Raw genomic sequence first — 21,434 nt, 5'->3', positions numbered from 1 at the left:
CGGCGGGTCCTGTTCCGATACGACCACGGCGAGATCGACGAAGGATGACGGTGCAGGGCGAACGGACGCGGGCGGAGCTGTGGAATCTTCTTGCAGAGCGGCCCGGGCAGAACAAGCGGCAGCTGCTGGCGGGGTTGCGGCTACGTGGTCTGTCGGTGGAGAGCGCGAGGGAGGTCAACCGGACGCTGTACCGCAGCAGCAACCTGTTCGTCCATGACGGCGCCACGCCGCCGCGCTGGCACCTGACCTCCGGATCCCGTTCTGCCGGCTTATCGATCTCGACGACCGTCGGGCCGGCGCTACCGCGCTGCTACCGGGGGCGTGAGCCACGCGCATGGCAGCTGGAAGCGTTGATCGAGTGGCGTGCCCGGGGCCGATGCGGCGTCGTGGAGGCCGTGACCGGCACCGGCAAGACCGCGGTCGGCGTCCTGGCGGCGGCAGCCGCGCTGGACGCCGGCGAGAAGGTGCTGGTGCTGGTGCCGGGGCGAGAACTGCTCGACCAGTGGTACGAGGTGTTGCGGCGCGACCTTCGGAACACGCGCGTGGGTCGGGTCGGCGATGGTCATCGCGACTCGTTCGACCATTATCCGATTCTGGTGGCCGTCGTTCACTCGGCAGCCCGGCGTCAGATGCTGACGTGGGGGACACCCGGTCTGCTTGTCGCCGACGAGGTGCACCGCTACGGTGCGCCCAGCTTCGCGCTTGCCCTCGAACCAGAGTTCGACGCGCGGCTGGGGTTGACCGCGACGTACGAACGTTCCGATGACGGTCTGGCCGAGCACCTCGATCCCTACTTCGGCGGTATGGTCGCCGGCTGCGGCTATCAGCGCGGACTGGAAGACGGCATTCTCGCGCCCTTCCGCGTCGCCTTCCTGGGGGTCGACTTCACCAGCGACGAACGCAGGAGACACGACGAGTACGACGAGCGGGCAAAGGTTCTCCGCCGTCGACTGATCGAGGTCCACGGTTGCCCCGAGGAGCCGTTCGGCGAGTTCATGGCCCACGTCAACCGGCTTCGAGAGGGCAGCCACGGAGATCATTGGGCAGTCCGGGACGCCCGAGGCTATCTGAACGCGTTCAGTAAGCGCCGTCAGCTTCTGGCCGACTGCCGTCCGAAGCAGGAAGCGCTATCGTCGCTGACGTCCGTGCTGGCCGCGGCGGGCCGCGGCTTGGTCTTCAGCGAGACCAAGGCCAGTGCGGAGCAGGCGGCGGCCGTACTCATCGGATCGGGTATCCGGGCGAGGCCATTCACCAGCGGGCTGCGTCGGGCCGATCGCAAGGACCGCCTCGCGGCGTTCAAGGACGGAAACGTCCGGGTGCTGACCGCCCCGCGGGTTCTGGACGAAGGCGTCGACGTGCCGCAGGCGGAGGTAGGGGTGATCCTCGCGGGCAGCCGGAGCAGACGGCAGATGATCCAGCGCATGGGCCGGGTCATCCGACCCAAGGCTGACCGGCGCCCGGCCGCCTTTATCGTCATGTATGTCACGGGCACCGCGGAGGACCCGGCCCAAGGAGCGCACGAGGCGTTCCTCGGCGACCTCACCCACGTCGCCGAAAAGATCGATCACTTCGATCCGGGAACAGCTGGTAGCGAACTGCTGGGTTGGTACTACGAGGGCAGGACGGAGGTCCGGTGAACGAGCGGGAGATGCGGGCGGACAAGGACAAGCAGGCACGGTACGCGGAACTGCGCGACCACCCCGACCTCCATTCGGCGGTTGTGGCGGCGAACCGGGCCTACCTGGCGGCGGCCGTGCCCGACGCCGAGGTGATGGAATGCGCGCACTGGGCGCTGACCTGCCTCCCGACGACCCGGACCGGCAGGTTGTCGGCGATCAGCATGAAGGGCATGGAGACGTTCGTCCTGGAACTCGCCGCAGGCTCGGGATCGAACGTCGAGGTGCACGGGTTCGTCAACCTCCGCCCGTCGTCGCTGCCGGCGGAGTTCGCGTCGACCTTCCCCCGGCTCGAACTGTCACGGGACCGGGCGTACGAGGATGGGGGTGAGGACCAGGCGCAGCTCCACGGCCACCACGAGGACCTGATCGCAGCCTTGAACCATCCTGCGGTCGCGGCGGCCGCGCGGCAGCTCGCCCAAGACCTGCTCCGGTCCGGCACGTCGTACTCCCGCTTCCACAACTACCAACTCGCTGACGCCGTCCTCGAACGAGCCGGGTGACCGGGCGTGGGCAGCCTTCCCGAGCACGAGCTGTTGGGCGACTTCACCTCGCCGCGGCCGTTCACCGCCGATACCGTTGTCGCCGCACCGCCTGCCCCCGGCGTACACGTAGTCCTCGACCGGGACACCATCGTGTACGTCGGATGGACCGGCAACCTGCGTCGCCGGCTGCGCCAACACCTGACCGGCAACCGGGAGTCTTCCGTACTGCACAAGCAGGTCGGCGAGTTGCTCGACCGGCAGGGCTGCCCGTCGACGGCGCCTGACATCGCCGCCTGGCTGGGCCGGCAAACGGTGAGTTGGTGCGAGTCCACCACCCCGAAGGAGCTCAAGGCGGAACTCGTCACCACCTTCGGCCCGCGCTTCAACCACCGCATCGACTAGGTCTGATCGAAGACGGATTCCGGAGCCGAGCAGCATGGCCGACAGAGCGATCGTGAACTCGTCGACCAAGCTGGCGTTGACGTACTCCAGGATCGTCTCGGCGGCGTCCGCGACGCGGACGGCGCGGGCGCCGGAGAGAGCTGCGTCTCGACCGCAAGGTGAAGTGGCCCGATGTGCGATCCGAAATCGGTACGGTGCTTCATCGCCGGCGACTCCAAGTCTTACTGGCAGTACACGTTCGGCACGTCGGCGAGAAGGTCACCGGGTGCCGGTGAAGGCTTCCCGATGACGCCGCGCCCAGCTCCGGAAGGTCGCGGGAGGACGCCCGAGCACCGTCTGCACGTCGGCGGTGAGGGTGGCGTTGTGCCCCGCGCGGGCCCAGGCCGAGCCGACGACGGTGGCTTCGACGGCGGCCGGCGGCATCCCCGAGGCGAGTAGCTGCCGACGGGCGGCGTCCGGCGGGAGGTCCGCGGTGCCGACGGGACGGCCGATGACCTGTGCGAGTTGGGTCGCCTGGTCGGCCACCCGGAGCAGTTCCGGACCGGTCAGGGTGTACGTCCGGCCGGCGTGGGCGGCGGGGTCGGTGAGGGCGGCGACGGCGACCTCGGCGATGTCGCGGGGGTCGATGACGCCCTGCTCGCCGTCGCCGGTCAGATCGGGTACGGGCTGACCGGCGCGGATGGCGCCCGCCCAGTGCAGGCAGTTCGAGGCGAAACTCGACGGCCGCAGCATCGTCCAGGCCAGGCCGCTGGCGCGGACGGCGTCCTCGGCCGCCTGGTGCCAGGCGCCGACGGTGGCGGTGCCGAAGCGTTCGCCGGTGCCGATCGCGGACAGCTTCACCACCGAGGCGACGTCCGCCGACCGGGCGGCCGCCAGCAGCGCCAGATCATGGTCCGGTGTAGGCGCCGCCGGAGCGGTGAGCAGGAACACCGTCCGCACGCCGGTCACCGCGCGGCGCAGCGACTCGGGGTCGTCGAAGTCGGCTCGTACCACGTCGGCGCCGCGCGGTAGCGCGTACCCGGACGGGTTTCGCGTCATCGCCCGGGCGCGCTGCCCGCCCTCGGTGAGGAGTTGCACGACGTGTCGGCCGACGGTGCCGGAGGCACCGGTAACAAGGATCATGATGTGACGATCGCCGGTCCGCCGTGGTCGGGCCTAGGAACTTTCGGCACAGCTCGACCGGCCGGCGGGTCCGGCCGCGGTCCACGACGTACGGTCGCCACCGTGGAACGCGATGAGGTGACCGGCCCGGCGGCGGCGAGGGCGCTCGGCCCGTGGTTCTCCGGGCTGACCCTCGGGATGCGGCCGGTGCTTGATGACGCGCCGGCCGTACTGGAACCGCCCGACCACGGCACCACCCTGACCTGGCGGTCGGGGTCCGCCGATCCGTACGACATCGTGGTCATGGGGCCGCGGACGCGGGCGCGATACCACGTCGACCGGCCGGGCCGGGACTGCCTCCAGCTGCCATTCCGCCCGGGGCGGGCCGCCGAGCTCCTGGGACTTTCGGTACGGGAGTTCGCCGACCGTGCTGTCGCCCTGGCCGACCTGGACAGCGCGTGGGCGCGGGCTCTCGTACGGCTGATCACCGACCGCGACGCGGTCCCCGCCGTGGCGTCCGCGCCGGCGCGGCTACGAGCGCTGGTCCGGGCCCTGCCGCTCGCGCCGGCGGCGGGTGACAGCCGCGACGGCCCGCGCCGGCGCATCGTCGCGGCGGCGACGGCCATGCTGTCCGCCGCCGCCGACGGCCGGCCGCGTACGCCCGTCAGCGTCGTCGCCCGGCGGTTGAACCTCAGCGAACGGCACCTGCGCACCCTCTTCACCGACGGTGTGGGCCTGACACCGAGCGCGTTCGTGCGCATCGACCGGGTTCGCCTGGTGCTCGCCCGGACCGGACAGAAGGCGGCCGAGCTGGCCACCGACTCGGGCTACTACGACCAGTCACACATGGGCGCCGAGTTCCGGCGGGTCATGGGCGCGACCCCGCACGCCTTCGCCACGCGACGCTGGCCCGCCGCCGAGACGTGCACCGCGGACCCCGGCTGACCGGCGATTCCGAGTCCGCTCATGCGGAGTCGAGCGCATCCGATCATGCTGATGTCGGGTGGCCCGGCCCCAGCAGGGGTACTTTGTCGGCTCGCCGGATCAGGCGGCCACGGAGGGCGCGCGCAGCGAGGAGAGTGCGCGGCTCCAGGCGACCACCTCGTCGAGCAGTCCGGCAAGGTCGTCGGCGTGGCGTTCGGCCGGCGTGAACACGCCCGTGGCGGCCGGGTCGGCGGGGTCCAGACCGGTGTAGTCGAAGTCGGTGTAGGTGTTGAATGCCACCTGCGTGCGCACGTCGGCGAGCTTGAGCTCGGCGGTGATCTGACGCAGCTGCTCAACAGCCCGTACGCCGCCGTTGACCCCGTAGCTGACGAACCCCGCGGCCTTGTCGTTCCACTCGTAGAACAGATAGTCGATGGCGTTCTTCAACGCGCCCGGGACGCCGTGGTTGTACTCGGGCGTGACGAACACGTAGCCGTCGAACGAATCGATGGCAGCGGCCCAGCGCTTGGTGTGCTCGTGGGCATACATGTTGTAGAGCGCCGGTGCCGGCTCGTCGAGCACCGGCAGGTTGAACTCGGCCAGGTCAAGCAGGTCGTACGTGGTGCCCGCCGGCCCCCGTGAGCGAGCGGTCTTCAGCGTCCAGTCGGCCACGGCCATTCCGCGGCGGTGTTGGCGGGTGCTGCCGGTGATGATGGCGATGCGCGTCATGATGCCTCCTTGCGGTGTGTAAAGTACAACGCGTACTTTACACACGAAGGCTGACGGTTCAACCGAGAGAGGACCTTGATGAGTGAGACGACCAGCACGGCCGCTACCACCGGTAGCCCCCGGCTGCGCGGCGACAAACGGGCGGCGATCATCGGCGGGGCGCTGAAGGTGTTCGCCCGCGACGGCTTCACCCGCGCGAGCATCGACGCGATCGCCGGCGAGTCCGGGGTGTCCACCCGGACGATCTACAAGCACTTCTCGGACAAGACCGCCATATTCACCGCGGTGATCGCCGACTCCGCCGCTGCGGTCGCTGCACGCGAGAGCGCACTGATCGAGCACCACCTCGACGGCGTCACCGACAGCGAGCACGTCGAACCCGCGCTGCTCGCCTTCGCCCGGGCATGGCTGTCCGGCACCACGCAGCCCGACGCTCACCGGGCACTGGTCCGACAGGTCAACGCCGAGGCCGAACATCTGGGCGCCGAGGTGGTCTCCGTGTGGTGGCAGGCCGGTCCCGCACGCGTCCGGTCCGAACTCGCCGCCCGCTTGCGTCACTGGGCCGAGGTGAGACTGCTGCGCATCGACGATGCCGAGCGGGCGGCGGTGCACTTCTCCCGACTGGTCTCGGCGATGCCCGGCCCGCCGGGCGCGTCCTACGCCGCGGCCGAGCAAGAGGACTGGATCGCCGCAGGCGTGCGCGCCTTTCTGAACGGGTACCACGCATGACCGGACCGCTGCTCACCGCGGAGGCGTTCGGACGGCAGGGCTTCGGTGCCATGCGTCTGCGCGACGGCGCAGGCGGCGAACCGGATCGCGACCCCGTCACCGTGATCCAGACGGTTGTCGACGCTGGCGTCCGCATGATCGACACCGCCGATGCGTACGGTAACGAGACGCTCGTCGGCCGCGCCATCCGCTCCCGGCGTGACCACGTGATGTTGGCCAGCAAGTTCGGCCTCCGGCCGCGCCCGGACACACCTCAAGGCTTCGATGTCCGAGCCGACCCCGCATACGTGCGACACGCCTGCGACGCCAGCCTCAAGCGGCTGGGCACCGGTGTCATCGACCTGTACTACCTGCACCACCGCAGCGACACGGTCCCCATCGAGGAGACCGTCGGTGCCATGGCGGAACTGATCACCGACGGAAAAGTGCGCGCGCTCGGACTCTCGAACGTCAGCGTCGAGGATCTGCGCCGCGCCCAGGCCGTGCACCCGATCGCAGCGCTGCAAGAACGGTGGTCGCTAACCGATCGCGGCGTCGAGGACGGCCTATTGCACGCCGCAGCCAGGCATCACGTGGCCATCGTGGCGCACTCACCGACATCCCATGGCCTACTCCACCAGCAGCCGCATGACGGCGGCGCGACCGCGCACCCGCAAACGATCCTGGCACGCATCGCCCGGCAACTCCACGCCACGCCCGGACAAGTCGCGCTGGCCTGGGTCCACCACCGCGAGCCCATCCATGGACTCAGAGTCATCCCGCTTCCCGGAACCACCCGGATCAGCCACGCCCGAGCGAACATCGCAGCGGCCGACCTCGAACTGCCCGAAGAAGCGCTGCAACAACTCGACACCATGCAGGTCAGGACCTGAGCGATCTTCGCGGCGCCGGCCAGGTGGCGGTCGCTGGGCGTCGCTCGGTGTCCTTGAGCTCACCGCACTGCCCACCATCGACGTGGAGCGGTGGGTCTCCTGGGTCCGGGAGGCCGACGTGCTCCTGGTCGACGGCGGCGACGCGACCTACCTGTGCCACTGGATGCGCGAGTCCGGGCTGGCCGAGCTGCTGCCGTCACTGCCCGACAAGGTTTGGGTGGGGGTGAGCGCCGGCAGCATGGTGATGACGCCCCGGATCGGGGACTACTTCGTCGGGTGGCCGTCCGCGCCGGACGACCGGACCCTGGGGGTCGTCGACTTCTCGATCTTCCCGCACCTGAATCTCTTTCCCACGAACACGATGGCCGACGCGGAGCGGTGGGCCGCCGACCTCGGCGTTCCGGCGTACGCCATCGACGAACAGACGGCCATCACGGTCGTCGACGGCTCGGTCGAGGTGGTCTCCGAAGGGCAATGGACCAAGCTCGGGTGATTGTCACCCTGCCTCACGGCGCGACCGGAGGGAATTGATGGCAGGATGCCTCCGTGGGTCTGCCGGGAAGACGCGCCGCGGTGGTCGCACTGCTCGGAGTGGCCGAAAGTAGCGAATTCCGTGAGCGGGCGGACGCGGGCCGGGCTTTGGCGAGCTTCGCTGAACTGCCCGCCGCCCAGGAGGGGCTGCTGGAGCTCGTACTCGATACCGCTGACACATTCGTCACGCGCGAGACGGCCGAAGCCTTGCTCCGGCGGCGGGACGGTGCGGGTCTCGCGATCGTCGCCAAAGCGCTGGCCACGGCAGACTTTCAACACATGTCCCGGATCCACGCTGCGGTCCTGGCCGTTTTCGGCGTCTTTGCCACCGACCGGGACGATGCCGTTCGTATGTGTAAATCCTTGATTCTCGATGACGATGAGCAGGTACGCGGAGGCGCCGGCGAACTGCTCGACATGCTCACCGAAATCACTCCGGTGCTCTACCCCCAGCAGGACGGCTGATCGATCCGGCGGAACGGTGCAGGCAGCGTGTATCGACCACCGATCGCCTTCACCGTCGCCGTACGGCGTAGGTCAGGTGGCTCCGGTCGTTGGTCCGGGCACTGCCACGACGCCACGACACACTACTGGCCGTTGATCAAAGCGGTGACGATGGCGCAGGTCTGGCCGAGCGCCACCGGGCCTACGTTGCCCAACGGCTCGCCCAGAGCCGACGCGGGGAGCCACTGGACCAACTCCGGTAGGAGCGTGCCGGACGGCTCGGTGACCGCGACGACCAGGGGCATCGCGTCCTCGGTAGGAGCGCCGGGCACATAGGGGCAAACAATCACCCGGCCGGTCCGAGCCTGTAGATGCATCGAGTTGGAAAGCACGACCACCATCAACTCGGTGCGGGTGTCCAGGCGTGGCGCGATATCTCCCGGTCGGGTCACAGGTCGGACTCGCGGTTGGCCGCGTACACCTGCGCGGCGTAAGCATCGATGTCGAGCGCCGGCACCGTCCGGGCGGTGTAGCCGGCCAGGGCGAGTCGGAAATGTTCGTTGTGCAAGGCCCGTTCGATCAACTCCGAACGGTTCAACCCAAGCTCGGAGGCGTCAGCGTCGGCCAGAGCCAGGACCAGCGAATCGACCGTCGCGGAGATCTTCTGTTTCGCCATATGTTCATCCTACCAGTCGTCATACCCCCTTTAGCAGGACCGCTGTCGCCCATCTCGCCGAGTGCCACCCCTCTGCGTCCCGACCGTGGTGGCGTGGTCACCTCCGCCGTACGGCGTAGGTCAGGTGGGTCACCCGTGGCGACGGTTCCGAGCGGACCGGTTCCAGCGCGATCCGGTCCGCGTCCACGTTCTCGAACAGCCGGATGCCCGAGCCGAACAGCACGGGCGCCAGCGCGATCGTGAACTCGTCGACCAGCCCTGCGTTGACGTACTCGATGATTGTTTCGGCGCCGCCGGCGATGCGGACGTCGCGGTCGCCGGCGGCGGCGCGGGCCTGGTCCAGGGCGCTGTGGATGCCGTCGTTGACAAAGTGGAAGGTGGTGCCGCCCGGCCGTTCCCACGGGTCGCGCCTGGTGTGGGTGACGACGAAGACCGGGGTGTGGAACGGCGCGTCCTCCGGCCAGGCCAGCTCGCCGCCGTCGAACATGCGCTTGCCCATGACGCTCGCGCCGGTGCGTTCGAACGTCGCCCGGACGATGTCGTTGTCGACGCCCTCCTCGCCGCCCGCGCCGAGCTTGAGGTTCTCCCGGAACCAGCGTTGCGGGAACACCCACGCCTGCAGCTCCGACCATTGCGCCAGCCAGCGCTGGACCCGCGGGTCGCTGCGGCCTCCGGGGGCGAAGACGTCCTTCACGGGTACGTTGTCCGGGGCCATGAAGCCGTCCAGCGACATGGTCACGCTGAAGAACACCGTGCCGGCCATCAGTTCTCCGCTCCCTTCCGGACGAGTTTGGTGACGTAGGTGGCCAGGTTGCCCAGGGTCTGCCGGCCGCCCTCGATCGCGTGGTACTTCTCGACCGCCTCGTCGCGCACCGCCTTGGTGGGGAAGAGGGTGCGCATCTCGATCCGGGTCGCCGCGCCGTCCGGCGCGAACGTCAGGGTCGACTCGAAGGCGTTCGGGTCGTCGCGGGACTCGCCGTGCAGCAGCGCGATCCGCTCCGGCGGGGCGATCTCGGTCCAGGTGATCCATTCGGAGTAGTCGGTGCCGTCCGGCCCGTGCATCGTGAAGTCCCAGACGCCGCCCTCGCGGAACTCGAACGACCGCGTGGTGGTGGTGAACCCGTCCGGTCCCCACCAGTGCGAGAGGTGACGTACCTCGGTGAACGCCTCGAACACCAGCTCCCGCGGGGCGTCGATGACCCGGGAGATCACCACCTCCCGGTCGGCCGTCGCCGGGTCCGTCCGCGCTTCCTGCCCTGCTGCTGCCATCGGTTATTTCTCCTGTCGGGTCTGCTTGAGGTCCTGCACGTAGGTGTCCAGCCGGTCGAAACTCTCGTTCCAGAACCGCTCGAACCCGCCGACCCACTCGTGGACCGGCCGCAGCCCGCGGGCGTCCAGGCCGTAGAGGCGCTGCTTGCCCACCTCGCGGACCCGTACCAGTCCAACCTCCCGGAGCACCCGCAGGTGCTTGGATGCCCCCGGCTGGCTCAACCCCAGCTCCCGGGCCAGGTCGGTGACCGGCCACTCGCGCGCCCGCAGCAGCGCCAGGATGTCTCGGCGCTGCGGCTCGGCGATCGCGTTGAACACGTCCGATGTCGTCGCTGCTCGTGCCATGCCGCCATCATATTCCCATAACGGTATGCGTCAAGCCCGGCGGGGAAGCGGTGCGGCCGCGTGTCGGTGGGGAGAGCTAGAGTCCGCGCCATGACCGACACCGGAACCGACGTCGACAGGCACGTCGCCGAGGCGTGGGCGCGGGTCGAGGCCGCCCTGGGCCGCGTCCTGCCGGCCTCGCTGGGGCAGCTCGGCGCGCCGGCCGCCGCACCGGCGATCGACGCCGTGGAGGCCGCCCTGGGCGCGCCGCTGCCGCCGGACTTCCGCGCCAGCCTCGCCATCCACAACGGGACCGACCCGGGCCCGACCCTGCCGGCCGCGGATCCCAGCCCGGTGCCGCTGACCTTCCTCTGCGACACCGACCAGATCATCAGCCTGACCCGGATGTGGCGCGACGGCTTCAACCCGGAGCCGGACTGGGACGACCCTCAGGTCTGGGCGCACCAGGTCGACGAGGCGATGATCGGGCTGAGTGGGCCGGTGCGACCGATCATCGGATCGCCGGGCATGGTGGTCGTGGGCGACATGAACGGCGACGTGCAATGGCTGCTCGACCTCGACCCGGCACCGGGTGGAACGCCGGGGCAGGTGGTCCGGGTCGACGTCGAATGCTCCTCCTGGGACGTGCTCGCCCCGTCCTGGGCGGACCTGCTCGTCCGCTACGCCGAGGACCTGGAACTGTTCGCGACCGACCCCGACAGCTCGCCGCTGCAGATCGACGGTGACGCGGGACTGGAGTGCGAGTGGGGCAGCATCCCGGTGGAATCCTGGGGCGTGCGGCCGGACTGGCTGCGGGACGTCCAGGCGCGCAGCCCGTACAAGTAATGGCCGGCGCTGAGGGCTGATGCCCGGTCCGCCCGACGACGGCGGATTCGCGTGCGGCGCCGGCCGGCACACGGAGCCGGCCCCGCCTCGCCCGACCGAGCCCAGGAGGCTTTCCTGGGCTCGGTCGCCGCGGCCCGACGAACTGCGCCGGCACGCCGACGCCCTCCACGCGCTCGGCGTGGTCGGCGTGCAGGCCCGCCTGGTCACCGGCGACGGCCGGGACCGGGTGGCCACCAGCGGCGTCGCCGACCTGCGCACCGGACGCCCGGTGCCGCCCGACTGCGCGACGGCTCGATATACGCAGGGTGACTGTCGGTCATCGGCCGGCTGTCATGTCGGGGGTGCCGGTGTGCCGCGAGGGTGGATCACGGCCCCGGGGCGGGTGCTGCACTCCCAGGGCGGTCCTTCCCGCCCGCCCCGGTGCCCCGACAGGAGGAGCGTGGGGTGATCTACAAGTCGTGGTCGGACCGGTTGGCGCCGCACCAGGTGCGGTCGCGGGTGTTCGGTACCCGCTGGCGGGGTCTGGACCCGGACCAGGTGTACGCCTATCTGGGTGAGGTGGCGGACGAGATCGCCCGGCTGGAACGGGAGGCGACGACGTCGCGGGCCGAGCTGGTGCGGGTCCGGCAGGGGTTGCGGCAGTGGAAGGAGCGGCACGTCGGCTGCCGGTTCACCGACCCGTGGCCGCCGGTCAACAACCGGGGGCACCGGTGACCGGGCCACGGTGGATCCTGCACCTGCCGACCACGCTCACCTCCCCCGAGGCCGCGGTAGACCTGGCGGTGACGATGCGCGAGTCGTTGGGGCACGTGTCGGTGCTCGACCTGGCCGAGATCACCCTGTCCGCGGAGGACACCCAGTTACTGCGCCGACGGGTCTGGTGCGGACTGCCACTACCCGGCAGCGCCGGCACCTGCGACCGCCGCGACGGCCACGACGGCCCGTGCGAGGCGACCTCGTCGACCGGCGCGGTCGGCGAACAGCGGCATGGAGACGCGTCGTCCCTCTCCACCGGCCAGCCCGATGTACGTTGCCGCACACCGAGCCTCCCGACCAGCGCATAGCTAGCTCGTTGCGGTTCCTCTCGTTGTGACGACGGGGATGGAAAGGATGTGGCTGGCAACGATCATCACGTTAACGGCGACGCTTGCTCTCCAGCGGCCATTCGAGGCTCGCCGTCTCATTGCGCCCGGTCCGGTCGAAATATGCCTGAAGGTCTCTCCCCTGTTCGGCGTACCACCGGATCTGCGCCCGGTGCAATGCGTCCGGTGACATGCGTGCGATTCGTTCGTGTCGGGCCGCAATCGAGCGTGCGAGATCGGCGGCCGCCCGCGCGTCGCTGGCGGCTTCGTGAGCGACGGCGAGGTTTACCTCGTAGTACGGGCAGAGGTCGCCGAGTTGTCGACGGTCGAACCAGTCGGGCTCAACCTCTTTGTGCAGGATGGACGGGTCGATGATGACGGCTCGGTTCCAGTCGATCGTAGGAAGCCCGTGGCGTAATAGTTCCGTATGCAGCGCGGTCACGTCGTACTGCGCGCAGAAGGCAGCAAGCGGTGTCGATGCGGCGATCACCTTGGCAACCGCCGTTCCGATCTCGGCCAACGCCTTCCTGGCCGGTTGACCATCGCGGGTAACCATGTCGTCGGAGATGCCATGTAGGGCAGTCGCGTCGGGTGGGATCGGTACACCCGGGTTTACCAGCCAACTCTCCTGGCTTCCATCGGCGTAGGTCAGCGCTGCCGAGACGATCCTGGTCTCCAGCGGTTCCGCAACGGTGCCTTCGAGGTCGAAGCCCACGATCGGGAGGTCGTGCCAACCTGGATGGGTGCCGATCCGCGGTGCGACCCGGACAGGTGCGCACTCGTGGTGGTAAGTACTCCACCGGCCCCCGGCTTTGACCGCTTGGCCACCACCGGCGTCAACTCGACGGCGGCACCTCCCGCAGCTTCCCGAGAATTTGTTGATCATGGCGAAATCTCCAATCTCTGGACCGGACCGGGCATGATCACATGGCCGCCCGGAGGGAAATTGTTGATCATTGGCAGGACTGGTTCACGACAGTGAAACGCCGACGATCGGACACACCCGTGCCTCTGTGGAGTGGCATCGGGTGCACGCTCGATCCGTCCACAGTGCCCGGCCGCGTCTGCGGACTGATCTGTCAGCCAGCCAACCATCGCGGTAGTTGAGGAAGTTGCGCTGCCGGTCCCGCATCTCGGGCCGTTCGGAGGACGGACGCAGGCGGCCCAGTGGGCCCAACGCCGGACCGCGCTGTTCGCCTGCTTGGAGCGGACAGGCCGCGCATGGTGGCGCGCGCCACCGGTGATCAAGAAATCCTCAAGAGCGGGCCGAGGTTCCGATGTCTCGGTCCCGCGCTCCCTACGATCTTCGCAACCGACGCCGGTATTCACCATTCCCGACGGCCAGGATGCCGGGACGGGCCACGGCGGCGTGCCTTCATCGCATCGACGGAAGAATCACCACGAACGGAGCTGACGTGACCAGGTTTCGTCAACGGTTTCTAGCGCTTGCCGCCACGGTCGGCGTGGCGGTGGGTGTGCTCGTTCCCTCCGCCGCCTACGCCGACTACTGGGGCAACGAGACGAACAAAGCCGTCTCCTCGGGTGCCCCGTCCGGGCACTACTACGAGTGCCGATCGGTCGCCGGCGCCACCGCCTGTTTCATGCCGTACGGCGACAAGTTCTACGTCCGGGACGACTCGGCCGACGGGCACTCCGCGGCGGCGAACTGGACCTTCGACGGCCCCGACGGCTACCGCACGGGCGCGTGCGTCAACCAGCTCGGCAACGGCCACTGGGGAGTCTGCAATAAGGACTTTGCCGAGGGTTACTCCATCCGTGTCTGGCCAGCGGTCTACGAGAACGGTAACCAGATCCGCGCAGGCGTGACGGTCTGGATGGCCACCTGACAAGCCGCCACCCGCGTCCAACCTGATCGGACGGTGAGCGCCCCTGTCCGCGTACCGCCGAGGTCCGTCACGGACCCGGCCGGTCGCGGGCGGGGGCCGTGGTGGAGTGGGGTCGCGGTGGGGTGGGGACGGCGGCCGGTTGGCGGGGGATCGGGGCGGTGAGCGGGACGGCCGTGCGGGTCGTCGCGGGCGGCGGCGTGCGGCGGTCGCGGCGGGCCAGCAGGCGTTGCTGGACGTAGAGGCCGAAGGAGAGCACCAGGCCGAGCGCTACGACCAGGGCGACGAAGAGGTACAGCGTCAGGTAGTGGTGGTCGAAGATGGACAGGCTCTGGTCGACCTCGCGGGCGTTGATGCCGAAGAACGCCAGGATCAGGGTGATCGGCAGGGCGACGGTGCTGAGGAAGCCGACGGCGATGGCCCAGCGGGTGCGGCGTTCCTCGTCGGCGCGGCGTTCGATGCTCTCGATGGCGGTCAGGTCGGCGCGGATGGCCCGGTCCAGGCGTTGCAGCATCCGGCCCACGGTGCCGGCCTTGGCGGACAGGCCCATGCAGTCGAACAGCGTGTTGTGGTAGCCGGCGACCCGCAGCGACGGGACCAGGATCTCCAGGTCGGCGGTGGATTCGACGCTGTAGCTGAGTTCCAGCTCCAGGTTGCCGAGCTGGTTGACCACGCGTTCCAGGGTACGGCGGCGGGTGGTCAGGCTCCGCCCGTCGGCCGGAGTCTGCCGGAACAGGCGCAGATCCTCGTACGCCTCGTCGCGGATCCAGCGCAGCCGCACCCAGCTCCCGACGGCCTGCGCTGCCGAGACGAAGGCGCAGTTCTCGATGTAGTCCTGCTGGCCGGTGAGCACGCTGACGTAGGGGCCGACCGCCACGGTCGCGCCGGGCCGCCGGTTCAGCTCGGCCGGATAGCTGATGGCGCTGAACTCCCGCCGGTACGGCAGGTGGCTGCGGTAGATGAGCTTCTGGGTGATGTCCTCGGCGTCCGCCGTGGGCAGGCTGCGCGCGAAGACGACCTGATGGCGTTCCGGTTCGAAGACCATGCCCGGGCAGGCGGCGCCGTCGCCGGTCGCCCTTTCGCAGGCGTACGTCTCCAGGGCGGTCCCGTCGACGCTGACATCCAGGGCGTAGCAGTCCTCCAGCAGCTCGATCGTTTCCAGCGGGTCGGCGGTGACGTCGAGGGTGAGCGCGACGACGGCCTGGCCGGACGGCAGCACGATCGTCCACAGTCGCGCGGCGGACACGGCGCCGTCGGGGTTCCAGCGGCGGAACGTCAGGGTGGCCGGGTCGAGGTCGAGCCGGTCGGCGACGTGCGGGAGCTGGTCCTGGGCCAGTTCGACGTACCGGGCGAGCCGGCCGAAGCGCAGGTGCCGGGTCAGCGCGCCGTCGTTGCCGGGGTGCCGGACGTCCTCCCAGCGGGTGCCGTAGATGTTGGTGATCCTGACTGTCTGTCGGCTGGTCGGCGGGTCGACCCGCCAGACGGTGGCGACGGGCGGCGGGTCCGAGGCTTGGGGCGCGACGGTCGGCGCGTCGGCGGGTGGGACCGTGTCGGCGGGTGGGGCCGCGTCGGCGGGTGGGGCCGTGTCGGCGGGTGCGACGTCAGAAGGCATGCCAGGTGGCGGTGTCGTCGCCGTCGCGCAGGGACCGCACCCGGAGCCGGAACTCGTCGGCCAGGTGTTGGCCCTCACCGACGTTCTGCATCAGCCAGGTGGTCATGGTGACCTCGCGGATACCGGCCAGCACCGGGAAGCCGGCCCAGGCGGTGACGTCGTGCCCGTACGCCTCGGTGAAGGCCGCGTTGTCGCGGTCCGGCAGCCCCAGCCGGCGGTGGGCCACCGCGACCGGGGTGAGGTCCCACTCGCGCGGGCCGACGGCCGCCGACTCGTAGTCCAGCAGCACGGCGGCGCCCGGCCGGCCGAGCAGGTTTCCCACGTACGCGTCGCCGTGCAGCGGCCCGGCCGGCAGCTCGAAGGTCAGCTCGCCGTAGCGGCGGTGCAGCTCCTCGGCCCGGCCGCGCAGGAAGTCCAGGTCCTCGTCGGCGATGCCACGGGCCGCGGCGAGGCGAGCCGGTACGTCGCCCAGCGGGTCCAGCGTCGGCAGTTCGCACGGACTGTCGCCGGCGGCGTGGAAGCCGCGCAGCAGCCGGGCCAGGTCGGCGGCGCCCGGTGGCGGGTCGGCGCTCTCCACCCGGTGCCAGAACGAGACCGGATGACCGTTCACGTCCAGCGGGTGCTCCACGCCGTCGTACGGCCGCACGGTCGGGACGTCGTGGTCGGCCAGCCAACGGGCCACGCACAGCTCGCGCTCGAAGACCGGCATCCGTTCCGGCGAGCGGCCGACCCGGACCACCACCGGGGTCCCGCGCAGCTCGAAGATGGCGTTGGAACCGAAGCGGATCAGGCTGGCGTCGTCGGCGCGCAGGCCGACCAGGTCGCATGCCTTGTCGAGCACCTCCCGCGCGACCGTCGAGGTGAACGAACGATCGCTGGCGGTGACGTCCGACATGTCCCTCAGCATCCTGTTCCCCGGGTGCCGCGTCAAGCCGCCCCCTCCCCGCCACCGACCGCGGGCAAGGACCGGGCGTGGATCCCCGGCGCGACCGGTGGGGCGGTTGACGGATTTGGCTCGATCCGCGAGAAGCGGAGCGAGGGTCACGACCGTCGATCGGATCGTCCCTATCCTGACTCCATGCCACGACTAACCCGAGCAATGACGCGGGCCGAGCGTGCCTCGGTCGCCGTGACGGCGGTATTCTGCGCGGCCCTGGCCGCGTTCGGCGCCTCCGTGCTGCTCGGGCTGGTGTCCGTCGCCGGTTGGGGTGCCGGCACCCTGGCCGTCCGGCTGATCTTCGGCGGGATCTTCGCGCTGCTCGGGTCGGGTGGGCTGGTGGAGGCCGTCAAGGCCCTGGTGGACGGTCAGCCGGTCGTCCAGCCGCCGGCGCCGCCCGTCGACCCAAGCGATCCCATCACGGATCCCTTCCACGTCTTCGGCTTCGGGGAGTACGGGCCGGGCGGCGGATCGCAGCAGCACGCCAACGGCGAGTTCTGACCGGAGGCGGTTGCCCGATGGCCCGTAGCGTCTGGCGACCCGCCGACTGATGCATGGCGGAGCCTCCGCGAAAACCCGTTGGCGGGTCGTGGTGACCGCTGCTACCGTCCGGGGGCCGTGCCAGGGAACGAGGAGGTGGTACCCGTGAACGCAGTATCGACATGGGTGTTCCTCTCGGGAGTCACGGTCGGACGATAGGTCGTCCGGGAGCGCCGTCACACGAGCACTCCCGAAAGGCACGGCCATGAACTTCACCACCGAACAACGCCTCGACGACGGCGTCCTCGAACGCGAGTTCACCCTCGGCGACGTCCCCGGCATCCTGTGGACGCCCGAATCCGCCGCCGAGTCCGTACCGGTCCCGCTGATCCTGATGGGGCACCCCGGCGGACTGCGCCGGATGTATCCCCGGCTGGCGGCCCGGGCCCGGCACACCGTGGCGCAGGGCTTCGCCGCGGCCACCATCGAACTGCCGGGCGGCGGGGACCGACCCCGGCTGGCCGCCGTCGAGGAGGCCCGCGCCGATCTGCGCCGGGCCTTGGCGGCCGGCGAGCGGCCCGGCGACGACGTCGTGGACCGGCTCGTCCTCCCGCTGGTCGAGCAGGCGGTCCCGGAACTGCGGGCCACCATCGACGCGCTTCTCGAACTGCCCGGGATCATCGACGGCCCGGTCGGGTACGCGGGCGGGGTGATCGCCATCGGCGTACGGCTGGCGGTGGTCGAGCCGCGCGTCGCGGCGGCTCTGCTGTTCGCCGGGAGTTACGTGCCCCGCGGCATGTTCGCCGAGGCCCGGCAGGTCACCATCCCGCTGCACGTCCTGCTGCAGTGGGACGACGAGGGGAACGACCGGCAGCAGGCCCTGGACCTGTTCGACGCGTTCGGCTCGAAGGAGAAGACGCTGCACGCCAACATGGGCGGGCACACCGGCGTCCCGCACTTCGAGGCGGACGCCGGGAACCGGTTCTTCGCCCGGCACCTGACGTGACGCCGAGCGGCCGGCCCGGCTGACACACAGCCGTGCCGAGCGGGCCGGCTGACACGCAGCCGTCCCGAACGGCCCGGCGGACGTACTGCCGTCCCGAGCGTCCCGGTACCGGCCCGTCGCCGGTACCGGGCGTCGGGGCGGCTCAGCCGCAGTTGCCCCAGCTCAACCGGCCGCCGCCCTGCCAGCTGGTGCCGTACAGCACCTCACCGGTGTACATCACGCACTTGTCCACCGCGGACCGCTGGATCGTCTGGTAGTACTTGTAGTTCCCGGACCGGTAGGCCCAGGAACTGCCCTCCACCCGGATCCCGGCGGAGACGCCGGTCGACGAGCCGACGGCGACCCGCTTGATGGTGGCCACGCAGTTGTAGCCGGTGCCGCTGTTGTACATCAGGTACACGTCGCCCACCCTGGTGCCGTCCGGCGCGGTGATCGACCGGTGGCCGTCGCTGACGCTGGCCCAGGAGCCGCCGAAGTCGGTGGCGCAGGCCTGCGCCGCGCTGTACGGGTTGCTCGCGGCCTGGGCCGGCGAGGCGAGTGCCACGGTGGCCACGGCCGCGGCGGTGATCGAGATGGCCAGTCGTCGCGCTACTCTGCGCACACGTTCCTCCACAGTGATCCGGCGCGGCAACCCGCGCGGGGGCCACCATCGTCCTACAGAGCGGATCATCCATGTCCGGGTGCCTCACGGGACCCGGGTACGCGCTGTAGTGTCGATGTCCGGTAGGGCGGCGCCACCGCGGCCGGCGACGGACGTCCGGTGGTAGTGCCGCATTTCCTCGATGTCCTCGACGAACGGCTTGACGGCGGCGAAGAACCGGCCGAACACCGGGCCGCCGCGGAAACCGCGCAGGTGGTCGTCCGCCGAGGTCCAGGTGATGCGCAGGATGTAGCAGCCCGGATCGTCCGCGCAGCGGCTCAACTCGTAGTCCACGCACTGCGGCGCGGCGCGTAACGCCTCGGCGGCCCGTTCGTACGCGGGCTCGAAGTCGGCACGCCGTTTCTCGGGCACCCGGTATCTGATGTATTCGACGACCATGGTGACAGCCCAGCATCCACAACCGAAGTGATCAAGTACGCACCTTCTGGTGCGTACCCCCGGGGAGGCTCACGATGCCCGAGCGGTACCACTGTCCGGTGGAACTCGCCGTCGACATCATCGGCGGCAAGTGGCGGCCGGTGATCCTGGCCCACCTCAAGGAGGGCGTACACCGCTACGGTGAACTACGCCGCCGGATGCCGGGGGTGAGCGAAAAGATGCTCAGCCAACGACTGCGCGAGTTGGTGGCCGACGGGCTGATCCTGCGGTACGACCATGACACCACGCCGCCGCACGTCGAGTACCGGCTCACGGAGGAAGGGGCCAGCCTCGCGCCGGTGCTGCAGGCACTCTACGACTGGGGTGCCGCACGGGCCGCCCGTACCGGAACGCCCGTCGGACCGGCCACCGGGCCGGGTTCCCCGGCGAATCCGAAGGCGCCCTGAACCTCACGTTCGCGCCTCTCGACGGGGCCGCCGGGCGGCTGGTCCGCCCGGCACACCCGTCACGGGGACGCGTCGAGGCCCGCCGACTTCAGCACGACCAGCGCGGCCAGGAGGACGACGAGGGCCACCACCACGGCCGCCTGCACCAGGCCGCGGCGCCGCTGCGGCGCGTACGCCATGCCCACCGCCGCCGCGCCGCCGACCAGCAGCCCGCCGAGGTGGCCCTCCCACGCGGTGAAGCCCGCGGACAGCACCAGCCACAGGATCAACCAGATCAGCATCCGGTTGCGGTCCAGCGGCTGGTAACCCAGCCGGCGGCTGACCACGAAGTAGCAGGCCGCCAGGCCGTAGATCGCGCCCGACGCGCCGACCGCGCTGCCGTGCGGGTCGACCAGGAAGAACAGCACCGAGCCGCCCAGCGCGGAGAGCAGGTACACGGCCAGGAAGCGCAGTACGCCCAGCCGCTCCTCCAGGATCCGCCCGAGCAGCCAGAGCCAGTACATGTTGAACAGGATGTGTGTGATCCCGAAGATGCCCTCGGTCGGCTGCAGGTGCAGGAACGTCGAGGTGATCAGCCGGTACCACTCGCCGTTGGCGATGCCGGCGAAGTGGTACCCGGGATAGCTGTAACCGTCGTCCACGAAGCGTCGGCCGCTGTCGTCCACCAGCCCGGTGCCGAGGTTGTCGAACTGGCCGACGATCGACGGCCGGACCAGCTCCACCAGGTACACCAGGACGTTGAGCGCGATCAGCGTGTACGTCACCACCGGCCGTCCGACGGATCGACCGCCGAAGACGGTCCGGGACTGCCGTACGGTGCGGTTCTCGTCCCGGACACACTCCGGGCAGCGGAACCCGACCGGCGCCTCCCGCATGCAGTCCGGGCAGATGGGCCGCTCGCACCGGCTGCACCGCACGTACGTCTCCCGCTTCGGGTGCCGGAAGCAGGTGGGTGCCGTCTCGGTCGGCGGTTGTCCGGTGTTCGTCGTGTCCATCAGGTGCTGTCCCCGTAATGAGTGGTATGGCGGTTCCGCGTGCGCGCCGACGGCCGGGCGAGGGCCGGCTCGGCGGCGCAATGGTAGCCAGCCGGCACGACCGCGGAACATGCCTACCGGCTCAGGTGCGTGGGTCCGGTGGTCGGCCAGGCGAGGTCGTCCACCGCCAGCCAGGGCTCGCCGGCCATGGTGGCCGGGGTCAGGCCGGTGAAGGTCATGACGTCCCGGTGCAGGTGGGCCTGGTCGGCGTACCCGGTGTCGGCCGCGACCCGGGCGGCGGGCCCGCCCGCGGCCAGTCGGTGGGCGGCCCGGTCGAACCGGACCAGCTTCGCCGCCTGCTTCGGCGGCAGGCCGATCTGCGCCCGGAACCGGGTCCACAGGCGTTTGCGGCTCCAGCCGACCTCGGCCGCCAGCCCGTCCACCCGGACCCGGCCGCCGCCGGCGACGATCCGGTGCCAGGCCCGGGCCACCTCCGGGTCCACCGACCACCGCGTCCGCCGCCGGTCGGCGAGCAGCGCCCCGACCAGCGCGAACCGGTCCGGCCACGCCGCGACGGTGGCCAGCCGCTCGCGCGCCCGGGCCGCCTCCCGGCCCCACAGGCCGTCCAGGGACACCACGGCGCCGTCCAGCTCACCGGGGGAGATCCCCAGCAGCGCGGGCGCCACCAAGGGCGACAACCGCACCTGTACGGCTTCGAAGTGCGCGCCCCGCACCCAGAGTGGACCGGGTCCGAAGCCCAGTCCGGCGACGAGGCTGCCGGACCGTTCCCGCCCGACGGCGTCGGCCACCACGAGCGGGCCGGCACCGAAGTCCAGGGCCAGCGTCACGGCCGGGTGCGGGATCACCTGCGGACCGGCCGCGCCGGTGCCGTGGTCCCGGAATCCGGTCATGCCGACTCCGGGCAGCCGGCCGGGTCGCGCGGGCCGTGCCACGTCCCACACGATCGCACCGGCCCGGCGGCGTACGGTGAACCGCATCGGCACAT

The 21,434-nt window shown here is 70.4% G+C and carries 28 protein-coding genes and 1 pseudogene; 15 read left to right on the top strand and 14 right to left on the bottom strand.

Going from position 1 to position 21,434, the window contains the following annotated elements:
* Positions 1-44 precede the first annotated feature (44 nt).
* From ACFOX0_RS15305 to ACFOX0_RS15295, 3 genes are read left to right on the top strand one after another with little or no spacing between them, the layout of a single operon-like run.
* Entirely contained in the window at positions 45-1,637 is a 1,593-nt protein-coding gene (locus ACFOX0_RS15305) for a DEAD/DEAH box helicase family protein (RefSeq protein ID WP_377546028.1), read from the top strand.
* Positions 1,634-2,179, top strand: coding sequence for a hypothetical protein (locus ACFOX0_RS15300; RefSeq protein ID WP_377546026.1), 546 nt, complete (start codon positions 1,634-1,636; stop codon positions 2,177-2,179). Before ACFOX0_RS15305 ends, ACFOX0_RS15300 begins: the two co-directional genes overlap by 4 nt.
* A 6-nt stretch (positions 2,180-2,185) precedes the next feature.
* Entirely contained in the window at positions 2,186-2,563 is a 378-nt protein-coding gene (locus tag ACFOX0_RS15295) for a GIY-YIG nuclease family protein (protein ID WP_377546025.1), read from the top strand.
* A 258-nt stretch (positions 2,564-2,821) separates the two neighbouring features.
* Here ACFOX0_RS15295 and ACFOX0_RS15290 read toward each other — a convergent pair whose 3' ends face one another.
* The gene (locus tag ACFOX0_RS15290; protein WP_377546024.1) at positions 2,822-3,685 is read right to left on the bottom strand and encodes an NAD(P)H-binding protein; all 864 of its coding nucleotides are present in this window, start codon (positions 3,683-3,685) and stop codon (positions 2,822-2,824) included.
* Between the two features lie 102 nt (positions 3,686-3,787).
* Here ACFOX0_RS15290 and ACFOX0_RS15285 point away from each other — a divergent pair, with 102 nt between their 5' ends.
* Complete coding sequence (locus ACFOX0_RS15285; RefSeq protein ID WP_377546022.1) at positions 3,788-4,609, top strand: helix-turn-helix transcriptional regulator; 822 nt, start codon at positions 3,788-3,790, stop codon at positions 4,607-4,609.
* Positions 4,610-4,708: 99 nt separating this feature from the next.
* On the opposite strand, the gene ACFOX0_RS15280 is transcribed toward ACFOX0_RS15285, so the two are convergent.
* Positions 4,709-5,317, bottom strand: a complete 609-nt coding sequence (locus tag ACFOX0_RS15280) for an NADPH-dependent FMN reductase (protein WP_377546020.1) — start codon at positions 5,315-5,317, stop codon at positions 4,709-4,711.
* A gap of 78 nt (positions 5,318-5,395) precedes the next feature.
* Between ACFOX0_RS15280 and ACFOX0_RS15275 the strand changes: the two genes are divergently transcribed.
* The 4 genes and pseudogenes from ACFOX0_RS15275 to ACFOX0_RS15260 all read left to right on the top strand — a co-directional run bounded on the left by ACFOX0_RS15275 (position 5,396) and on the right by ACFOX0_RS15260 (position 7,914).
* Entirely contained in the window at positions 5,396-6,046 is a 651-nt protein-coding gene (locus tag ACFOX0_RS15275) for a TetR/AcrR family transcriptional regulator (protein ID WP_377546018.1), read from the top strand.
* 50 nt (positions 6,047-6,096) lie between these two features.
* Positions 6,097-6,918: an aldo/keto reductase gene (locus ACFOX0_RS15270; protein WP_377546347.1), complete on the top strand. Its 822-nt coding sequence runs from the start codon at positions 6,097-6,099 to the stop codon at positions 6,916-6,918.
* Between the two features lie 34 nt (positions 6,919-6,952).
* Positions 6,953-7,411 (top strand): annotated as a pseudogene (locus ACFOX0_RS15265) (Type 1 glutamine amidotransferase-like domain-containing protein); the annotation flags it as partial.
* A gap of 53 nt (positions 7,412-7,464) precedes the next feature.
* The gene (locus ACFOX0_RS15260) at positions 7,465-7,914 is read left to right on the top strand and encodes a hypothetical protein (RefSeq protein ID WP_377546016.1); all 450 of its coding nucleotides are present in this window, start codon (positions 7,465-7,467) and stop codon (positions 7,912-7,914) included.
* Positions 7,915-8,036: 122 nt separating this feature from the next.
* Here ACFOX0_RS15260 and ACFOX0_RS15255 read toward each other — a convergent pair whose 3' ends face one another.
* The 5 genes from ACFOX0_RS15255 to ACFOX0_RS15235 form a co-directional block, all read right to left on the bottom strand.
* The gene (locus ACFOX0_RS15255) at positions 8,037-8,198 is read right to left on the bottom strand and encodes a hypothetical protein (protein WP_377546014.1); all 162 of its coding nucleotides are present in this window, start codon (positions 8,196-8,198) and stop codon (positions 8,037-8,039) included.
* Positions 8,199-8,341: 143 nt separating this feature from the next.
* Entirely contained in the window at positions 8,342-8,569 is a 228-nt protein-coding gene (locus ACFOX0_RS15250; protein WP_377546012.1) for a hypothetical protein, read from the bottom strand.
* A 97-nt stretch (positions 8,570-8,666) separates the two neighbouring features.
* On the bottom strand, positions 8,667-9,332 hold the full coding sequence (locus ACFOX0_RS15245; protein WP_377546010.1) for a dihydrofolate reductase family protein: 666 nt from the start codon (positions 9,330-9,332) through the stop codon (positions 8,667-8,669).
* Positions 9,332-9,838: an SRPBCC family protein gene (locus ACFOX0_RS15240; RefSeq protein WP_377546008.1), complete on the bottom strand. Its 507-nt coding sequence runs from the start codon at positions 9,836-9,838 to the stop codon at positions 9,332-9,334. The genes ACFOX0_RS15245 and ACFOX0_RS15240 overlap by 1 nt, the downstream gene beginning before the upstream one ends.
* 3 nt (positions 9,839-9,841) lie before the next feature.
* Positions 9,842-10,183, bottom strand: a complete 342-nt coding sequence (locus tag ACFOX0_RS15235; RefSeq protein ID WP_377546006.1) for an ArsR/SmtB family transcription factor — start codon at positions 10,181-10,183, stop codon at positions 9,842-9,844.
* A 90-nt stretch (positions 10,184-10,273) separates the two neighbouring features.
* Here ACFOX0_RS15235 and ACFOX0_RS15230 point away from each other — a divergent pair, with 90 nt between their 5' ends.
* From ACFOX0_RS15230 to ACFOX0_RS15220, 3 genes are all read left to right on the top strand, one after another.
* On the top strand, positions 10,274-11,008 hold the full coding sequence (locus tag ACFOX0_RS15230) for an SMI1/KNR4 family protein (RefSeq protein WP_377546004.1): 735 nt from the start codon (positions 10,274-10,276) through the stop codon (positions 11,006-11,008).
* 444 nt (positions 11,009-11,452) lie between these two features.
* The gene (locus ACFOX0_RS15225; protein ID WP_377546003.1) at positions 11,453-11,722 is read left to right on the top strand and encodes a DivIVA domain-containing protein; all 270 of its coding nucleotides are present in this window, start codon (positions 11,453-11,455) and stop codon (positions 11,720-11,722) included.
* A complete protein-coding gene (locus ACFOX0_RS15220) occupies positions 11,719-12,072 on the top strand; it encodes a hypothetical protein (protein WP_377546002.1) in 354 nt (117 codons plus the stop codon). The genes ACFOX0_RS15225 and ACFOX0_RS15220 overlap by 4 nt, the downstream gene beginning before the upstream one ends.
* Positions 12,073-12,142: 70 nt before the next feature.
* Here the strand turns inward: ACFOX0_RS15220 and ACFOX0_RS15215 are convergent, their stop codons facing one another.
* Positions 12,143-12,976 (bottom strand): exonuclease domain-containing protein, encoded by an 834-nt coding sequence (locus ACFOX0_RS15215; RefSeq protein ID WP_377546000.1) that lies wholly within the window; start codon positions 12,974-12,976, stop codon positions 12,143-12,145.
* A gap of 529 nt (positions 12,977-13,505) precedes the next feature.
* On the opposite strand from ACFOX0_RS15215, the gene ACFOX0_RS15210 reads away from it, so the two are divergent.
* Entirely contained in the window at positions 13,506-13,937 is a 432-nt protein-coding gene (locus tag ACFOX0_RS15210; RefSeq protein ID WP_377545998.1) for a hypothetical protein, read from the top strand.
* 67 nt (positions 13,938-14,004) lie between these two features.
* Here the strand turns inward: ACFOX0_RS15210 and ACFOX0_RS15205 are convergent, their stop codons facing one another.
* Both ACFOX0_RS15205 and ACFOX0_RS15200 read right to left on the bottom strand, forming a co-directional pair.
* Positions 14,005-15,546 carry a hypothetical protein gene (locus ACFOX0_RS15205; RefSeq protein WP_377545996.1) on the bottom strand — a complete coding sequence of 514 codons (1,542 nt, stop codon included), beginning with the start codon at positions 15,544-15,546 and terminating at the stop codon, positions 14,005-14,007.
* A complete protein-coding gene (locus tag ACFOX0_RS15200) occupies positions 15,536-16,441 on the bottom strand; it encodes a phosphotransferase enzyme family protein (protein WP_377545994.1) in 906 nt (301 codons plus the stop codon). Before ACFOX0_RS15200 ends, ACFOX0_RS15205 begins: the two co-directional genes overlap by 11 nt.
* A 183-nt stretch (positions 16,442-16,624) precedes the next feature.
* Between ACFOX0_RS15200 and ACFOX0_RS15195 the strand changes: the two genes are divergently transcribed.
* Entirely contained in the window at positions 16,625-16,984 is a 360-nt protein-coding gene (locus ACFOX0_RS15195) for a hypothetical protein (protein ID WP_377545992.1), read from the top strand.
* 244 nt (positions 16,985-17,228) lie between these two features.
* Positions 17,229-17,969, top strand: coding sequence for a dienelactone hydrolase family protein (locus ACFOX0_RS15190; protein ID WP_377545990.1), 741 nt, complete (start codon positions 17,229-17,231; stop codon positions 17,967-17,969).
* 142 nt (positions 17,970-18,111) lie between these two features.
* On the opposite strand, the gene ACFOX0_RS15185 is transcribed toward ACFOX0_RS15190, so the two are convergent.
* Together ACFOX0_RS15185 and ACFOX0_RS15180 are read right to left on the bottom strand one after the other, a co-directional pair.
* Positions 18,112-18,570 carry a hypothetical protein gene (locus tag ACFOX0_RS15185; protein WP_377545988.1) on the bottom strand — a complete coding sequence of 153 codons (459 nt, stop codon included), beginning with the start codon at positions 18,568-18,570 and terminating at the stop codon, positions 18,112-18,114.
* Positions 18,571-18,654: 84 nt separating this feature from the next.
* On the bottom strand, positions 18,655-19,008 hold the full coding sequence (locus tag ACFOX0_RS15180; RefSeq protein ID WP_377545986.1) for a putative quinol monooxygenase: 354 nt from the start codon (positions 19,006-19,008) through the stop codon (positions 18,655-18,657).
* 74 nt (positions 19,009-19,082) lie between these two features.
* Here ACFOX0_RS15180 and ACFOX0_RS15175 point away from each other — a divergent pair, with 74 nt between their 5' ends.
* Positions 19,083-19,454, top strand: coding sequence for a winged helix-turn-helix transcriptional regulator (locus ACFOX0_RS15175; protein WP_377545984.1), 372 nt, complete (start codon positions 19,083-19,085; stop codon positions 19,452-19,454).
* A gap of 59 nt (positions 19,455-19,513) precedes the next feature.
* On the opposite strand, the gene ACFOX0_RS15170 is transcribed toward ACFOX0_RS15175, so the two are convergent.
* Positions 19,514-20,449, bottom strand: a complete 936-nt coding sequence (locus ACFOX0_RS15170; RefSeq protein ID WP_377545982.1) for a rhomboid family intramembrane serine protease — start codon at positions 20,447-20,449, stop codon at positions 19,514-19,516.
* Between the two features lie 113 nt (positions 20,450-20,562).
* Positions 20,563-21,426: a helix-turn-helix domain-containing protein gene (locus ACFOX0_RS15165; RefSeq protein WP_377545980.1), complete on the bottom strand. Its 864-nt coding sequence runs from the start codon at positions 21,424-21,426 to the stop codon at positions 20,563-20,565.
* Positions 21,427-21,434: the final 8 nt, after the last annotated feature.

The sequence above is a fragment of the Micromonospora zhanjiangensis genome (assembly GCF_042650605.1).
In the GTDB taxonomy this organism is placed as follows: domain Bacteria; phylum Actinomycetota; class Actinomycetes; order Mycobacteriales; family Micromonosporaceae; genus Micromonospora_J; species Micromonospora_J zhanjiangensis.
Note: the sequence above shows the minus strand (reverse complement) of the source record. Positions and strands in the feature narration are given on the sequence as shown.

What these genes read in the sequence shown, in the direction of transcription:
- ACFOX0_RS15305 (WP_377546028.1), top strand. Translation starts at nt 45, where the DNA reads ATGACGGTGCAGGGCGAACGGACGCGGGCGGAGCTGTGGAATCTTCTT.
- ACFOX0_RS15165 (WP_377545980.1), bottom strand. Translation starts at nt 21,426, where the DNA reads ATGCGGTTCACCGTACGCCGCCGGGCCGGTGCGATCGTGTGGGACGTG.
- ACFOX0_RS15200 (WP_377545994.1), bottom strand. Translation starts at nt 16,441, where the DNA reads ATGTCGGACGTCACCGCCAGCGATCGTTCGTTCACCTCGACGGTCGCG.
- ACFOX0_RS15280 (WP_377546020.1), bottom strand. Translation starts at nt 5,317, where the DNA reads ATGACGCGCATCGCCATCATCACCGGCAGCACCCGCCAACACCGCCGC.
- ACFOX0_RS15250 (WP_377546012.1), bottom strand. Translation starts at nt 8,569, where the DNA reads ATGGCGAAACAGAAGATCTCCGCGACGGTCGATTCGCTGGTCCTGGCT.
- ACFOX0_RS15275 (WP_377546018.1), top strand. Translation starts at nt 5,396, where the DNA reads ATGAGTGAGACGACCAGCACGGCCGCTACCACCGGTAGCCCCCGGCTG.
- ACFOX0_RS15290 (WP_377546024.1), bottom strand. Translation starts at nt 3,685, where the DNA reads ATGATCCTTGTTACCGGTGCCTCCGGCACCGTCGGCCGACACGTCGTG.
- ACFOX0_RS15170 (WP_377545982.1), bottom strand. Translation starts at nt 20,449, where the DNA reads ATGGACACGACGAACACCGGACAACCGCCGACCGAGACGGCACCCACC.
- ACFOX0_RS15180 (WP_377545986.1), bottom strand. Translation starts at nt 19,008, where the DNA reads ATGGTCGTCGAATACATCAGATACCGGGTGCCCGAGAAACGGCGTGCC.
- ACFOX0_RS15215 (WP_377546000.1), bottom strand. Translation starts at nt 12,976, where the DNA reads ATGATCAACAAATTCTCGGGAAGCTGCGGGAGGTGCCGCCGTCGAGTT.
- ACFOX0_RS15270 (WP_377546347.1), top strand. Translation starts at nt 6,097, where the DNA reads ATGCGTCTGCGCGACGGCGCAGGCGGCGAACCGGATCGCGACCCCGTC.
- ACFOX0_RS15195 (WP_377545992.1), top strand. Translation starts at nt 16,625, where the DNA reads ATGCCACGACTAACCCGAGCAATGACGCGGGCCGAGCGTGCCTCGGTC.
- ACFOX0_RS15175 (WP_377545984.1), top strand. Translation starts at nt 19,083, where the DNA reads ATGCCCGAGCGGTACCACTGTCCGGTGGAACTCGCCGTCGACATCATC.
- ACFOX0_RS15255 (WP_377546014.1), bottom strand. Translation starts at nt 8,198, where the DNA reads ATGCCCCTGGTCGTCGCGGTCACCGAGCCGTCCGGCACGCTCCTACCG.
- ACFOX0_RS15240 (WP_377546008.1), bottom strand. Translation starts at nt 9,838, where the DNA reads ATGGCAGCAGCAGGGCAGGAAGCGCGGACGGACCCGGCGACGGCCGAC.
- ACFOX0_RS15235 (WP_377546006.1), bottom strand. Translation starts at nt 10,183, where the DNA reads ATGGCACGAGCAGCGACGACATCGGACGTGTTCAACGCGATCGCCGAG.
- ACFOX0_RS15245 (WP_377546010.1), bottom strand. Translation starts at nt 9,332, where the DNA reads ATGGCCGGCACGGTGTTCTTCAGCGTGACCATGTCGCTGGACGGCTTC.
- ACFOX0_RS15230 (WP_377546004.1), top strand. Translation starts at nt 10,274, where the DNA reads ATGACCGACACCGGAACCGACGTCGACAGGCACGTCGCCGAGGCGTGG.
- ACFOX0_RS15205 (WP_377545996.1), bottom strand. Translation starts at nt 15,546, where the DNA reads ATGCCTTCTGACGTCGCACCCGCCGACACGGCCCCACCCGCCGACGCG.
- ACFOX0_RS15190 (WP_377545990.1), top strand. Translation starts at nt 17,229, where the DNA reads ATGAACTTCACCACCGAACAACGCCTCGACGACGGCGTCCTCGAACGC.